General features: G+C 54.5%; 13 protein-coding genes. 8 read left to right on the forward strand and 5 right to left on the reverse strand.

The features are described 5' to 3' along the window. Positions 1–46: 46 nt before the first annotated feature. From PYL13_RS14575 to PYL13_RS14610, 8 genes are all read left to right on the forward strand, one after another. Complete coding sequence (locus PYL13_RS14575) at positions 47–409, forward strand: hypothetical protein (RefSeq protein WP_275641809.1); 363 nt, start codon at positions 47–49, stop codon at positions 407–409. Continuing rightward, complete coding sequence (locus tag PYL13_RS14580) at positions 406–1200, forward strand: ABC transporter ATP-binding protein (RefSeq protein ID WP_275641810.1); 795 nt, start codon at positions 406–408, stop codon at positions 1198–1200. Before PYL13_RS14575 ends, PYL13_RS14580 begins: the two co-directional genes overlap by 4 nt. A gap of 156 nt (positions 1201–1356) precedes the next feature. Further along, a complete protein-coding gene (locus tag PYL13_RS14585; protein ID WP_275641811.1) occupies positions 1357–2232 on the forward strand; it encodes an ABC transporter permease in 876 nt (291 codons plus the stop codon). Further along, positions 2229–3101, forward strand: a complete 873-nt coding sequence (locus PYL13_RS14590) for an ABC transporter permease (protein WP_275641812.1) — start codon at positions 2229–2231, stop codon at positions 3099–3101. Before PYL13_RS14585 ends, PYL13_RS14590 begins: the two co-directional genes overlap by 4 nt. Positions 3102–3121: 20 nt before the next feature. Further along, positions 3122–4114, forward strand: coding sequence for an ABC transporter substrate-binding protein (locus PYL13_RS14595; protein ID WP_275641813.1), 993 nt, complete (start codon positions 3122–3124; stop codon positions 4112–4114). 423 nt (positions 4115–4537) lie between these two features. Further along, entirely contained in the window at positions 4538–5725 is a 1188-nt protein-coding gene (locus PYL13_RS14600) for an efflux RND transporter periplasmic adaptor subunit (protein ID WP_275641814.1), read from the forward strand. A 12-nt stretch (positions 5726–5737) separates the two neighbouring features. After that, complete coding sequence (locus PYL13_RS14605; protein WP_275641815.1) at positions 5738–9064, forward strand: efflux RND transporter permease subunit; 3327 nt, start codon at positions 5738–5740, stop codon at positions 9062–9064. A gap of 286 nt (positions 9065–9350) precedes the next feature. Beyond that, positions 9351–10043, forward strand: coding sequence for a Crp/Fnr family transcriptional regulator (locus PYL13_RS14610; RefSeq protein ID WP_250982092.1), 693 nt, complete (start codon positions 9351–9353; stop codon positions 10041–10043). Positions 10044–10246: 203 nt separating this feature from the next. Here the strand turns inward: PYL13_RS14610 and ureG are convergent, their stop codons facing one another. From ureG to PYL13_RS14635, 5 genes are all read right to left on the reverse strand, one after another. Next, the gene (gene ureG / locus PYL13_RS14615; protein ID WP_275641816.1) at positions 10247–10858 is read right to left on the reverse strand and encodes an urease accessory protein UreG; all 612 of its coding nucleotides are present in this window, start codon (positions 10856–10858) and stop codon (positions 10247–10249) included. A gap of 147 nt (positions 10859–11005) precedes the next feature. Continuing rightward, positions 11006–11677, reverse strand: a complete 672-nt coding sequence (locus PYL13_RS14620; protein ID WP_275641817.1) for an urease accessory protein UreF — start codon at positions 11675–11677, stop codon at positions 11006–11008. Positions 11678–11680: 3 nt separating this feature from the next. Continuing rightward, positions 11681–12184 carry an urease accessory protein UreE gene (gene ureE, locus PYL13_RS14625; protein WP_275641818.1) on the reverse strand — a complete coding sequence of 168 codons (504 nt, stop codon included), beginning with the start codon at positions 12182–12184 and terminating at the stop codon, positions 11681–11683. Positions 12185–12252: 68 nt separating this feature from the next. Next, a complete protein-coding gene (locus PYL13_RS14630; RefSeq protein ID WP_275641819.1) occupies positions 12253–13125 on the reverse strand; it encodes a GGDEF domain-containing protein in 873 nt (290 codons plus the stop codon). Between the two features lie 363 nt (positions 13126–13488). Beyond that, positions 13489–14025, reverse strand: coding sequence for a peroxiredoxin (locus PYL13_RS14635; protein WP_192488248.1), 537 nt, complete (start codon positions 14023–14025; stop codon positions 13489–13491). Positions 14026–14043: the final 18 nt, after the last annotated feature.

Consider the following 14043-nt stretch of genomic DNA (forward strand, 5'->3'; position numbering starts at 1 on the left):
CCGTAAACACGTCAAAACGCAAATTTCACAACAGGTTGGATCAGTCATGGCCAGAATTCTGATGTTGATTGCATTGCCTTTATTGTCTGCCACCACAGCCATGAGCGCCACCTTCCTGGATGGCGCTTATGGCGAAAAGGAAGGCTGCCGCTATTCCAAAACCGCGGAATCCAGCGGAGCCGATATCTTCTTCCTGCTGAATGACGACGGCATCACCACCTCGACCGCCTATTGCGCGTTTTCAGGCACAGCCGAGAAGACCTCGTCCGGTTTCCGCATCCAAACCCAATGCGAAAGCGAAGGGGAACAGGGCGACAAGGAAATGGTCGATCTGACCAAAAGCACCAAGGGTTACACGATCCGTTTCAAGGATGGCACAAGCTGGGGACCGCTTCCGAAATGCCGATGACAGTACCTTCTTCATACTCCGTTGTTTCCGCCCAAAACCTTGGCCTCACCTTTGAAACGGGTGATGGTCCGGTGCATGCTCTCTCCAACGTCAATCTAGAGGTCAAGAAAGGAGATTTTGTCTCCTTCATCGGCCCGTCCGGTTGTGGCAAGACAACATTCTTGCGAGTGATCGCCGATCTGGAAAAACACACTTCTGGCGATATCACCGTCAATGGCACGACACCGGAAAATGCCCGCAAGGATCGCTCCTACGGTTATGTATTTCAGGCCGCCGCCCTTTACCCCTGGCGCAGCATCGAAAAAAACATCGCCTTGCCGCTGGAAATCATGGGCTACACCAAGGCCGAGCAGCAAAGCCGCATTGAGCGCACGCTGAACCTCGTCAACCTCAATGGCTTTGGCAAAAAATATCCATGGCAGCTTTCCGGCGGCATGCAACAACGCGCCTCGATCGCCCGCGCATTGGCCTTCGACGCAGACCTTCTGCTGATGGACGAACCATTTGGCGCATTGGATGAAATCGTGCGCGACCACCTCAACGAACAGCTTTTGAAGCTTTGGGACAGCACAGGCAAAACCATCTGCTTCGTCACCCACTCCATTCCGGAAGCGGTCTACCTCTCCACCAAGATCGTTGTCATGTCACCGCGCCCCGGCCGCGTAACCGACGTCATTGAATCAACTCTTCCACGCGAACGGCCACTCGATATTCGCGAGAGCCCGGAATTCCTGGAAATCGCCCACCGGGTCCGCGAAGGTCTGAAAGCGGGGCACAGCTATGAGGAGTAGTCTATTTTCCGCCTTGTTTCTCGCCAGCCCTCCCGCCTCCAAGGAATTCTCATCACACCCCTCTTCCCCACATTTATCCTCACCTCGCAACACGTCGAGGGCTGAGGCAGAAGTAGAGATCAAGACAGGGATGATACCACAAACAGGGGGCCGGTCATGACCCTCTTCCGTGATCGCATCCTGCCCGTCCTTACCGTTATTCTCGCCATTCTTGTCATCTGGCACCTTTTTGTCGTCTATCTGAACGCGCCATTCGTGCGTGATCAGGCGGCACGCGCCGGTCAGGACATCGGCTTCTGGCACGTGCTGCCGCAAACCTTTGCGCAGGAGCGGCCGGTACTGCCCGCCCCGCATCAGATCATCGCCGAACTTTGGGACACCACCGTCAACAAGGCGATCACCTCAAAACGCAGCCTCGTCTATCACGCCGGCATTACACTGTCGGCCACGCTGCTCGGCTTTGGTATCGGCACCGTGCTTGGTGTTGTGCTGGCCATTGCCATTGTGCATAACCGCGCGCTGGACCGCTCACTAATGCCGTGGGTCATTGCCAGCCAGACCATCCCGATCCTTGCAATCGCCCCGATGATCATCGTGGTGCTCAACTCCATCAATATCTCGGGCCTGTTGCCCAAGGCACTGATCTCCACCTATCTCAGCTTTTTCCCGATTGTTGTTGGCATGGTGAAGGGACTGCGCAGCCCCGAAGCCATTCAGCTTGACCTGATGCGCACCTACAACGCCACACCGCAGCAAACCTTCTGGAAGTTGCGCTGGCCATCAGCCATGCCCTACCTGTTCACCTCATTGAAAATTGCGGTCGCCATTTCTCTGGTCGGCGCCATCGTCGGTGAGCTGCCAACCGGTGCTGTGGCCGGTCTCGGTGCACGGCTTCTTTCTGGCTCCTACTACGGGCAGACCGTGCAGATCTGGGCGGCCCTGTTCATGGCAGCTGCCGTGGCTGCCATCCTCGTATCGCTTGTTGGTATTGCCCATCGACGTGTGCTGAAACGCATGGGAGCAAGACCATGACCCAACCCTTATGGATGATCAGCGCAGTCGCATTCTGGATCGCCGCTTGGTCTCTGAATGAATGGCTTGTCCGCCAGAAATTCCACTCCGACGCGTTGAACCAGACAGCCCGTCTTGCCGTGCCTATCCTGTTCGGTGTCACCTTGCTGGTTCTGTGGGAAGGGCTGGTGCGCGGTTTTGCCGTACCATCGATCCTGCTGCCTGCACCGAGTGCCATTGGTGCGCGGCTCTTTAGCTCACTTCCCATTCTCTGGGCGGACTTCCGCCAGACATTTCTGAAATCGGTTCTCACCGGGTACATCGCAGGCTGCGGCCTTGGTTTCATTGTCGCCATTCTGATCGACCGCTCTCCTTTCTTGCAAAAGGGCCTGCTGCCAATCGGCAATTTCATTTCCGCCCTGCCCGTCATCGGCGTAGCGCCGATCATGGTCATGTGGTTCGGTTTCGATTGGCCGTCCAAGGTCGCGGTGGTGATCATCATGACCTTCTTCCCGATGCTGGTGAATACCGTGCAGGGGCTGGAAGCATCGAGCCACATGGAGCGGGACCTGATGCACACCTATGCGGCCAGTTGGTGGAAGACGCTGCTGAAGCTGCGCCTGCCTGCCGCCTGGCCGTTCATCTTCAACGCCCTGAAAATCAACTCCACGCTGGCACTGATCGGCGCCATCGTCGCGGAGTTCTTCGGCACGCCCATCGTGGGCATGGGTTTCCGCATCTCCGCCGAAATGGGGCGAAGCAATGTGGATATGGTCTGGGCCGAAATCGCCGTCGCGGCGCTGGCGGGTTCAGGCTTTTACGGATTGGTGGCGCTCGCAGAGCGGGCCGTCACCTTCTGGCATCCGTCCGTCCGTGGTGGGCGAACGTAAATAAGAAAAAGGGAACAGCAATGAAAATGAAACTTGCATCCATTCTTCTGGCGGGCGCGTCGCTGATGACTGCGTTCAGCGCTCAAGCTGCCGAAAAGGTGACACTGCAACTCAAATGGGTCACACAGGCACAGTTTGCAGGATATTACGTTGCCAAGGACAAGGGTTTTTACGAGGCTGAAGGGCTTGATGTCGACATCAAGCCGGGTGGCCCTGACATTGCACCCGCACAGGTTCTGGCCGGTGGCGGTGCGGATGTCATCGTGGACTGGATGCCATCGGCGCTCGCAACACGCGAAAAAGGCGTGCCGCTGGTCAATATTGCCCAGCCATTCAAAAAATCTGGCATGATGCTAACATGCCTGAAAGAAACCGGCATCACCAAACCTGATGATTTCAAGGGCAAGACACTGGGCGTCTGGTTCTTTGGCAACGAATACCCGTTCCTGTCCTGGATGGCGCACCTGAACATCCCGACCGAAGGTGGTGCAGAAGGTGTCACGGTTCTCAAGCAGGGCTTCAACGTCGATCCACTGTTGCAGAAGCAGGCCGCTTGCATTTCCACCATGACCTACAATGAATATCTGCAGGTCCTCGAAGCTGGCGTGAAGGCCGACGATCTCGTGACCTTCAAATATGAAGATGAAGGTGTCGCAACTCTGGAAGACGGTCTTTATGTTCTGGAGGACAAGCTGAAGGATGCGACGTTTAAGGACAACATGGTCAAGTTCGTCCGTGCGTCACTGAAGGGCTGGAAATATGCCGAGGACCATCCCGATGAAGCCGCTGATATCGTTCTTGAAAACGACGCCTCCGGCGCACAGACCGAAGCACACCAGAAGGGCATGATGACGGAAGTGGCAAAACTGACGGCAGGCGCCACCGGTGCACTAGATGCTGCGGATTACGAACGTACCGTCAAAACTCTTCTTGGTGGCGGCTCCGATCCGGTCATTACCAAGGAACCAAGCGGTGCCTACACCACTGAAATCACCGATGCTGCTCTGAAATAGTCACAGGCCCCATAACTGGCGGAGCCTGAACACTCATTCCAATGTGCTTTGGTGCCGGGTCACATCAACTGACAAAAATGAGGTGCGTGGTTTTGGCTACGCACCTCATTTCATTTAAACCCGCGATTTTGATGAACAATACAACCACTGGAGATATTCATAAATGTATAGCAACTAAAGTTGTTGCGTATATTGATTTGTACCAGCTGACTAATTACATTGCGTTGCAGATAAAAATTTTCTGTTTGCGGTTTCGATGGCTGGCATTGGTGCGGGGGATACAGTTTCGCCTTAATGCTCTGGACAATATAGCCTGCGCCAAATGACAAGAGTTTTCGTCTCTGGTTTCACAAGTCGTAGTCAATGCCTTCTGACGTGGAGCACGCATAAGAGCATGTGAACGACCTTTCGCGGATATGACACATGCAGCGCAAAACCATCGGCAAGCCATTTGTTGTGGCACTTTTTTCCAGCGTATTGCTGCCCTTTGCAGCAACGGCCGAGGAGAAGTCTCCCGCTGAGGCACAAGCAAACCTGCCTTCAATCGTCGTGACAGAAACGGTCAAACGCGATTTGGTGGACCGGATTATCGCCACGGGCACCATTCAGCCGGTTGATGAAATCTACGTGCAGCCTTTGGTCGACGGTCTGTCCATTGACAAGCTGAATGTCGATATCGGTGACAAAGTGGAAGCCAACGAAGTTCTGGCTGTGCTGTCTACCGACGCGCTTCTCCTGCAAAAGAGCCAGCTTGAAGCCAACAAGGCGAAGGCTGAAGCTGCCCTTGCACAATTCAAGGCGCAGGTTATCGAAGCGCAGGCCAATTCCGACGATGCCTCCCGTCAAAGCGACCGCGCCGCAAGGCTCGGCAAAAGCGGCTCAGGTTCCGTCTCGCAGGTTGAACAGACCCAGGCACAGGCCGAAGTTGCGCTAGCACGGCTGCAAGCCGCCAGACAGGCGGTCACGGTCGGCGAAGCCGATGTAAAGGTCGTTGATACCCAGATTGATGACATTGATCTGAAACTTGCCCGCACCGGCGTCAAATCTCCGGTGGCCGGTATCATCGCGGCAAAGAACGCCAAGATTGGTGCCATTGCCAGTGGTTCTGGAACACCGCTTTTTACAGTTATCAAGGACGGCGCTATTGAACTGGTCGCCGAACTCTCGGAAACCAGCATTCAGAAAATCAAAATCGGCCAGTCCGCATTTTTGACCATTGCCGGAGCCAGCAAACGTGTCGAAGGCAAGGTGCGTCTTGTGTCGCCAACCGTTGATCCGGTGACCCGTCTTGGCTCTATCCATATTACAATTCCGGCAGATGAGGCACGCTCGGGCATGTACGCCAACGCCGAAATCATTGTCGCCCAGGAAAATGCTCTGGCGCTTCCTCTTTCCGCTGTTACCACCAATCGTGACGGATCGACCGCACGCAAGGTGGAGGATAATATTGTCCGGCAGGTGAAGATCGAAACCGGCATACAGGACAACGGTTTCGTTGAAGTGTTGAGCGGCCTTTCCGCAGGCGACAAGGTTGTCGAAAAGGCCGGTGCATTTGTGCGTGATGGTGACCATATCAGCCCTGTCGCGGCTTCTGCCGCCGTCTCTAATTAACGGAGCGATCCCATGAACTTCTCAGCATGGTCGATCAAGAATCCGATTGCTCCGATACTCGGCTTTGTGCTGCTGCTTGTTGTCGGCATACAGTCGTTTTATACGTTGCCGATTACCCGCTTCCCCAACATTGACGTTCCAGTGGTGGCCATCACGGTCAACCAGAGTGGCTCCTCGCCATCTGAACTGGAAATGCAGGTCACCAAGGAAATTGAAGACGCGGTCGCCTCAATCAGCGGTATCGACGAAATCCAGTCAACGGTAACGGATGGCCAGTCGCAGACGACGGTTATCTTCCGTATCGAAAAGCCGACCGAAGAAGCCGTTCAGGACACCAAGGACGCCATCGACAAGATCCGTAGCGATCTTCCGTCTGACATTGAAGAACCAATTGTTACGAAGGTGGATGTCGAAGGCCAGGCCATTCAGACCTTTGCGGTTTCTTCGCCAAACATGACGCTGGAAGAACTGTCATGGTTTGTGGATGACACCGTCAAGCGCGCGCTGCAAGGCCAGCCCGGCATCGGCAAGATCGACCGCTATGGCGGTGCAGACCGTGAAATCCGTGTTTCGCTCAATCCTGCCAAGCTGGATGCCTATGGCATTACTGCAACCGAGGTAAACAGCCAGCTTCGTGGCACCAACATCGACCTCGGTTCCGGTCGCGGACAGGTCGCAGGAAACGAGCAGACCATCCGTACCCTGGGTGATGCACGCAATGTCGCACAGCTTGCCGACACCACCATTTCCCTGCCAAGCGGCCGTTTCGTAAAATTATCGGAACTCGGCACCATCAACGACACCTACGAGGAGCCAAAGTCCTTCTCGCGCTTCAATGGCACACCTGCTGTAACCTTTGCCGTTTTCCGTTCGAAAGGCGCCAGTGAAGTCTCCGTTGCCGAAACCGTTGCTAAAAGCCTTGATGAAGTGCGTGCCGCACATAAGGACGTTACCATCGAAATGGTCGATGATGCGGTCTATTTCACTTATGGCAACTACGAGTCTGCCCTTCACACGCTGATTGAAGGTGCAGTTCTTGCCATCATCGTGGTGTTGCTGTTCCTCCGCAACTGGCGTGCAACACTGATTGCCGCCGTCGCGCTGCCGCTTTCTGCTATCCCGACATTCTGGATCATGGATGTCATGGGCTTTTCGCTGAACCTCGTCAGCTTCCTCGCCTTAACGCTCGCCACCGGTATTCTGGTGGATGACGCGATCGTGGAAATCGAAAACATCGCCCGCCATATAAAGATGGGCAAAACGCCGTATCGTGCAGCGCTGGAAGCTGCCGATGAAATCGGTCTTGCGGTGATTGCCACCAGCTTCACCATCATCGCGGTCTTCGTGCCGGTGTCCTTCATGCCGGGTGTACCCGGCCAGTACTTCATCCAGTTCGGCCTGACCGTTGCCTTCTCGGTATTCTTCTCGCTAATGGTGGCGCGTCTTATCACACCGTTGATGGCCGCCTATCTGATGCGCGCTGAAGACGCCATGGATGACCATCACGATAATGACGGCAAGCTGATGAAGGCATATACCCGCCTCGTCACTGCCACCACACGCAAATGGTGGGCCCGTTATCTGACCCTGGTCGGTGCAGTGGCGTTTCTTGCTGGCTCGCTGTTTCTTCTCAGCGGCGTGCCGGGCAGCTTCATGCCTCCGGAAGATTCCTCACGCGTCGTGCTGTCCATCGAACTGCCGCCTAATGCGACTCTCGATGAAACCGACGCCACCACCACGAAAATCTATGACGCATTACGCGACATCAATGGCGTGGAAAGCGTTTTCGTTCTCGGTGGTGCCTCGCCAAAGGGTGATCTGGAACTGCGCCGTGCCACCGTGCGCGTCATTTTGCAGAACATCGACCACTCACTTGTCAAAATGCTGGTCAACAAAGGTCTAGGCTCAATTCCGCTCATTGGACAGTACTCGCCAAAGGTCGAGGAAACAGGGCGCACCAGACCGCAATGGGATGTCGAACGCGATATTTTCGCACGCGTAAAAAGCATTCCCGATGTTCGCATCATCAAGCTGAATGACCGTGCAGAACGCGAACTGACATTCAACTTCCTGTCGTCAAATGAAGCCGATCTGAACGAAGCAACCGGCATCCTGGAATCTCGCCTGCGTGCCTCGTCAATTCTGGCAAATGTAAGCTCGGAAGGCGCCCTGCCCCGTCCGGAACTGCAAATTCGTCCACGCAAGGATGAGATTGCCCGCCTCGGCATAACGCCCCAGCAGATCGCCCAAACTGTTCGCGTTGCCACTATCGGTGATATCGACGCCTTGTTGACCAAGATTTCGTTGGATGATCGCCAGATCCCGATCCGGGTTCAGGCCTCGCTCGATGTTCGCCGTGATCTTGCACAAATCCGTGCCATCAAGATCAAGACGGCAGCCGGCGCATCCGTACCGCTCTACAGCGTTGCCGACATTGATTATTCGGAAGGCCCAAGCTCCATCAAGCGCAACAACCGTAACCGCGTGGTTGCCATCGGCTCGGATGTGCCATTCGGTACAGCACTTGATACGTCGACGGCCGAATTCAAGCGCATCGTTTCTGAAACCCAGCTGCCACCATCAGTGCATCTTGCCGAAAGTGGTGACGCCAAAATTCAAGCCGAGATGCAGCAGAGCTTCGGCAACGCCATGTTGCTTGGCCTGATGCTGGTTCTGGTGGTACTCATCCTGCTGTTCAAGGACGTCATCCAGCCATTTACCATCCTGTTCTCTCTGCCGCTGGCAATCGGTGGCGTGGCGGTGGCGTTGATTATCACCCAGAATGCGCTGTCCATGCCTGTTCTGATCGGCATCCTGATGCTGATGGGCATCGTCACCAAGAACGCCATCCTGCTGGTTGATTTCGCCATTGAAATGCGACGCCACGGCATGGAGCGTGTTCACGCCATGGTGGAGGCTGGTCGCAAACGTGCCCGTCCAATCATTATGACTTCAATTGCCATGTCAGCCGGCATGCTTCCTTCGGCGCTCGGCGTTGGTGAAGGCGGTTCATTCCGCGCGCCAATGGCGATTGCGGTGATCGGCGGCATCATCGTCTCGACAGTCCTGTCACTGGTGGTTGTTCCTGCCTTCTTCCTGATCATGGATGACCTCTCCACGCTTCTGGGACGGATTTTCGGTCGCTTTGTCGGCAAGAAGGAAGAAGACCCGGACGTTCTCTCCAAGGAAGAACTGTCCCAAATGGCGCTCGATAATTCCCGCGTCCTGGCAGAGGTTGAAAAACGGATGGATGCCATGGAGCGTACCGGATTAGGCTCAACGCGAGACAATACGAAAAACGACAATGTTCTGAGATTACCGCCCCTCGCTGCAGAATAAAGTCTTGCTCAATGACACGACAAACGCCGGGTGCATAATCCGGCGTTTTTGTTTGCGCGGGCACATAAATGCCAAGCAACATTTACAGGGAACTTCACAGTTCGTTGATCGAAATCAAATAGCGGATTTTCCGCCGTGGTATTATTCCCGAAATTGGCAAGTTTAATGTTGGCAAGACTTGGCAGACAGTGAGAACACCAGTGGCATGGTGTGCAGGGCCGGAAGCAGTGAACCGGACTGCTGCGTTCATGGTATCGTCTGTCAGGTCGGGGTTTGATCGGGAGCCATGACAAACGTGAACAAAACTGTGAAACTGAGCAATAAGGACAGGAACATCCTTGTCCGCGCTCCCTTCATAGGAGCGGGGGATGATGCGTCGGCGCTGAAACTTCTGGAAGCGGCGGCCATCGTAACATTCGATCCACGCCATATCCTTTTTCGCGAAAATGATCCGGCCGAGCACCTTTACTGTGTGCTGAATGGCTTTGTGCGTATCTATCGCCTGAACAAGGACGGCCGCGAAGCGGATATCCGTGTCTGCGGACCGGGTGACACTTTCAACGAGTGTCTAATTTTCGGTAGCGACCGCTACCGTTACAATGCCCAGACTGCCGAAAGCACAACGCTGGCGCGTTTCGAGCTGCCGCGTATCCGCAACATGATCGAGCAGGAGCCCGGTGTTGCGAAGGCCGTTATGCAGTGCCTGTCGAACAGCCTTCTCAACGCCATGGACTGTGTGGCCAATGACCGTTTGCAGACAGCACCACAGCGTGTCGCAAACTATCTGATCACCAGCGGCCCTCACGGCGCGACATCCTATTCCCTGCGCTTGCCATTCCAGAAAAGTCTTCTGGCAGGCAAGTTGGGCCTTGCGCCAGAAGCGCTGTCCCGCGCTTTTTCCACCCTGCGGGACGCAGGTGTGACGGTTCGTGGTCGCGTCGTTCAGGTAAATGACATCGGCGCGCTGCGCCAGATTTAGCACCGCATCTCTCAACGCCGAGATGGCATTGGGAAAGAAATAGGACAAATCCAAAGCCGTTGCATGACCATTACCCGCAACGTGCCTTGACCCTTTCCTGCGGGGAGCGGGGGAGTGAAAAGACGGGATGCCTTCGTGGGGCGTTCCGTCTTTTCTGTTTCATGGCACCCAAGGTTTACGGAGCAGGAAACAAGGCAACAGCCTTAAAGACCGCCCTGCATTTTCAGGAAACTGACGATACCATCGACGCCATCGCCGCGTTTCATATCTGTGAAAAGGAACGGCATCTGTTTGCGCATTCGCGTTGCGTCCTTGTCCATCACATCGAGATCAGCGCCGACATAGGGCGCCAGGTCTTTTTTGTTGATCACCAGCAAATCGGAGCGGGTAATGCCCGGACCGCCCTTACGCGGGATTTCTTCACCCTGGCAAACCGAAATCACATAGATGGTGATGTCTGCGAGATCAGGGGAGAAGGTCGCAGCCAGATTGTCGCCACCCGATTCGATAAACACCACATCGAGATCCGGGAACCGTTCATTGAGACCGGCGATGGCCTGCAGATTAATGGTGGCATCTTCGCGAATGGCGGTGTGCGGACAACCACCTGTCTCGACCCCGACGATACGCTCAGATGGCAAAGCCTGCATACGCACCAGCGCCTCGGCATCTTCCTTGGTGTAGATATCATTGGTCACGACAGCGACCGAGTAATCCGCGCTCATCGCCTTGCACAGCTTTTCCGTCAGAGCGGTTTTTCCCGAGCCTACCGGCCCGCCAATGCCAACCCGCAAAGGGCCATTTCCCGAATTCATCAGCTGTTCCTTTATATGTTCTGATCGCACGACTTTATGGAGCTTGGTCGTCTGGTTCAATATGCTGCGCTGCACCGTCAGAAAAATTGACCCGACTTTTGTGGGGGGATCATGCGCCGAATGTCAGCGTTCGAAATGCCGCGATAATCAGGACCGAAACAGCCGTGAATGCTGGATTTCATGCCGCATGAACGCGATATCCGCCAGAATGGTCGAGCTTCCCAGATCATCCAGTGTCGAGCCCTTTGCCTTGACCGAGATGTCAGTCAGAAGCTGCTCGTTGTTTGCGAGAATAGCAACACCGTCCGTCTGACCTGCGAGCCCCAAGCGTATCGCTGCTGACACTATTTGCGAGACACCGGCATGCAGATAGGCGGCAATAACACTGACCGGATCAATCGCGTGGGCTGCCGCAACGGCACCAACGGCAACCGGATATGCGGTTTGCGTTGGCAGCAGCTCAAATACCTGATGTGGCCAGGCTTTGGCAGCGACAACAAACGCGTCGCCCAGTTGAACCGTCTCGCGGTAACGTTCCGCAGATCCGGCCAGGGCACGGGCCAGTTCACACAATTCATGCAGCGCCTGACCGTCTTCATGGCAACGGCTGGCCGCCGCCAGTAACACCGCATCGTTCCACAGCGCACCACGTTCAAGTGATAGTTTCAACCAAACGGAAAGCTCGTGCGGATTGCTGAGCAAACCATCATGCACCGCACCTTCAAGGCCAGTCGAATAGGAAAATGCTCCGACAGGAAATGCCGGAGACATCCACGCCATCAGCCGCAGCAGCCCGGCAACATCGCTCTGTGCGCTCATCGATCAGTCGTGATTATGATGGTCATGACCGTGCCCGTGATCATGTTTGTGATCGTGGCCGTGTGAGTGGCTGCCATGCGAATGATAGGCGCCCCGCGCTGGCTGGAACGGTTCTTCAACGTCGCGAACCGTTGCGCCAAGGCCTTCAAGCATCGAGCGAATGACATGATCACGCAGGATCAGAATGCGGCCCTCTTCGATCTGCGCCGAAAGATGCCTGTTGCCCAGGTGCCAGGCCAGTTCGATCAGATGGAGCGTATCGCGTCCAGTGATTTCAAACAGTTTCTCATTGGCAGCACGCACTTCAATCAGGTCGCCATTTTCCACCACCAGAAGATCCCCGTGCGCAAACAATACCGGCTCCTTCAGGTCCAGCATCACCATCTCATCATTCTGTAAATGAAGCAGCTTGCGGCGCAGATGGCGCTGGTCATGGGCAAGCACCACAAAGTCGGATGTTTCATCGGCAGGCGTGCCAGCTGGCAGGTATGAAGTGACGCGTAACATGGCTTTTCCGGTTCCATCAAAAAGTCTCAAATGAAATAACTGCCGGATCACCTGCCTGATTGCAAGGTTCAACTTGCCTTTGCCTGCCCCTGTTTGACATCACGAACGGCAGAACCCTTCAACAGCGTTATGCCGCTGCGATATTCCTGCTGTACACCATGCATCTCATTCTCGTGCAGGGCGCGATTGCGGCCACTGGCCTTCGCAAGATAAAGCGCACGGTCCGCAGAAATGAAAATATCATCCTTTCGCCGACCGGGCACGATCTCCGCCACGCCAACTGAGACCGTGGTGCTAACCACATCCGTTTCAAAATTCAGTGTCAGCGCTTCAATTTTCCGACGCGCCAACTCCACAAGTGCCATCCTGTCACCCTGCTGTCCGCCCTTGATGATGACGGAAAACTCCTCCCCGCCCAACCGTGCGACCGGATGCAGGGAACTGAAAGAATCAGCCAGCGTGTTTGCAACGGTGCGAATGACGATGTCGCCAGCGGAATGGCCGTGACAATCATTGATCGCCTTGAAGCGGTCGAGATCGAAGATGGCAAGCGAGGCATTATCCTGCACACTCTCAAAGGCCTCGTTGAACGCCCGACGGTTCAACAGGCCTGAAAGTGCATCGGTGCGGCTCAACCGCTCGAATTCATCGCGAGAATGATAAAGTTTGCGGATAAGGCGCCATGCACAAAAGGAAATGAACAGCGCAACACTACCACCAACCAGCCAGGACATGGCAATGCCATAGGCAATGGCCAGCGAGAATGTCACCGGCAAAAAGTCGAAAACACTCGCCATCAGCAATACTGAAATACTGACGAAAATCGAGAGAATAATTGCAAGAAAAACCGTCTTACCAGCGAATGCGGGAATAGTTCTCGCATTCTCAAGTTCGGCGGAATCAATATCGATTGAAAAGAGTTTTTTCAGACGAGCAAACATCGAAGCACCTCATTTAACCTCCTAACGGATAAGGCCCAGATGTTTGTTCGAAGTTAATACAATGTCTAAAATTTTAGTATTTCCAAGTATAAAACTGAACACACACAGAACATAGCAAAAATCTAAAAACAACTTGACACACCAAGAAGAAAACACCTTTCGGCCTTAAAAATAAGGACAAGGCGAATCAAATACGACTTGCGACGGTCCACGTCCGGCAAACGATAAAGTGTTCCAATGCCTTGCTGCATAGGGATAGTTGCTACGGATAACCATTAACACTTTAAAGTCATACATCGTTTGCAAAAAAGGCCCGGAATTGCTTCCGGGCCTTTGCATTCAAATCCAAATTTGACGTGGGTCTCAGGCGACCTTGCGAGCCTGCAGATGCTCAAGAATGCTCTGTGGAGAAGACAGGCCGTATGGATCGCTTTCGCAATTGTCGGAATAGCCTTCTTCTTCGAACCACTGCTCGACAACACCGTCATTAACGACGGCAGCATAACGCCATGAACGCATGCCGAAACCGAGATTATCCTTGGCAACCAGCATGCCCATCTTGCGGGTGAACTCACCCGAACCATCAGGGATAACCTTGACGTTTTCGAGGTTCTGGCTCTTTGCCCACGCGTTCATGACGAACGCGTCATTGACCGACAGGCAATAGATTTCATCGACGCCCAGCGCGCGGAATTCTGGTGTCAGCTTTTCAAAATCTGGCAGCTGGTAGGTCGAGCATGTTGGCGTGAAAGCACCTGGCAGGGAAAAAAGAACAACCTTCTTGCCTGCAAAGTAATCGTCGGATGTTACGTCCTGCCAACGGAATGGGTTTGGACCGCCAACAGCTTCGTCGCGAATGCGCGTGCGGAATGTAACTGCGGGAACTTTTTTACCTAGCATGATTTTCTCCTGTCGATG

The organism is Agrobacterium sp. Azo12, assembly GCF_029193765.2.
Classification (GTDB): domain Bacteria; phylum Pseudomonadota; class Alphaproteobacteria; order Rhizobiales; family Rhizobiaceae; genus Agrobacterium.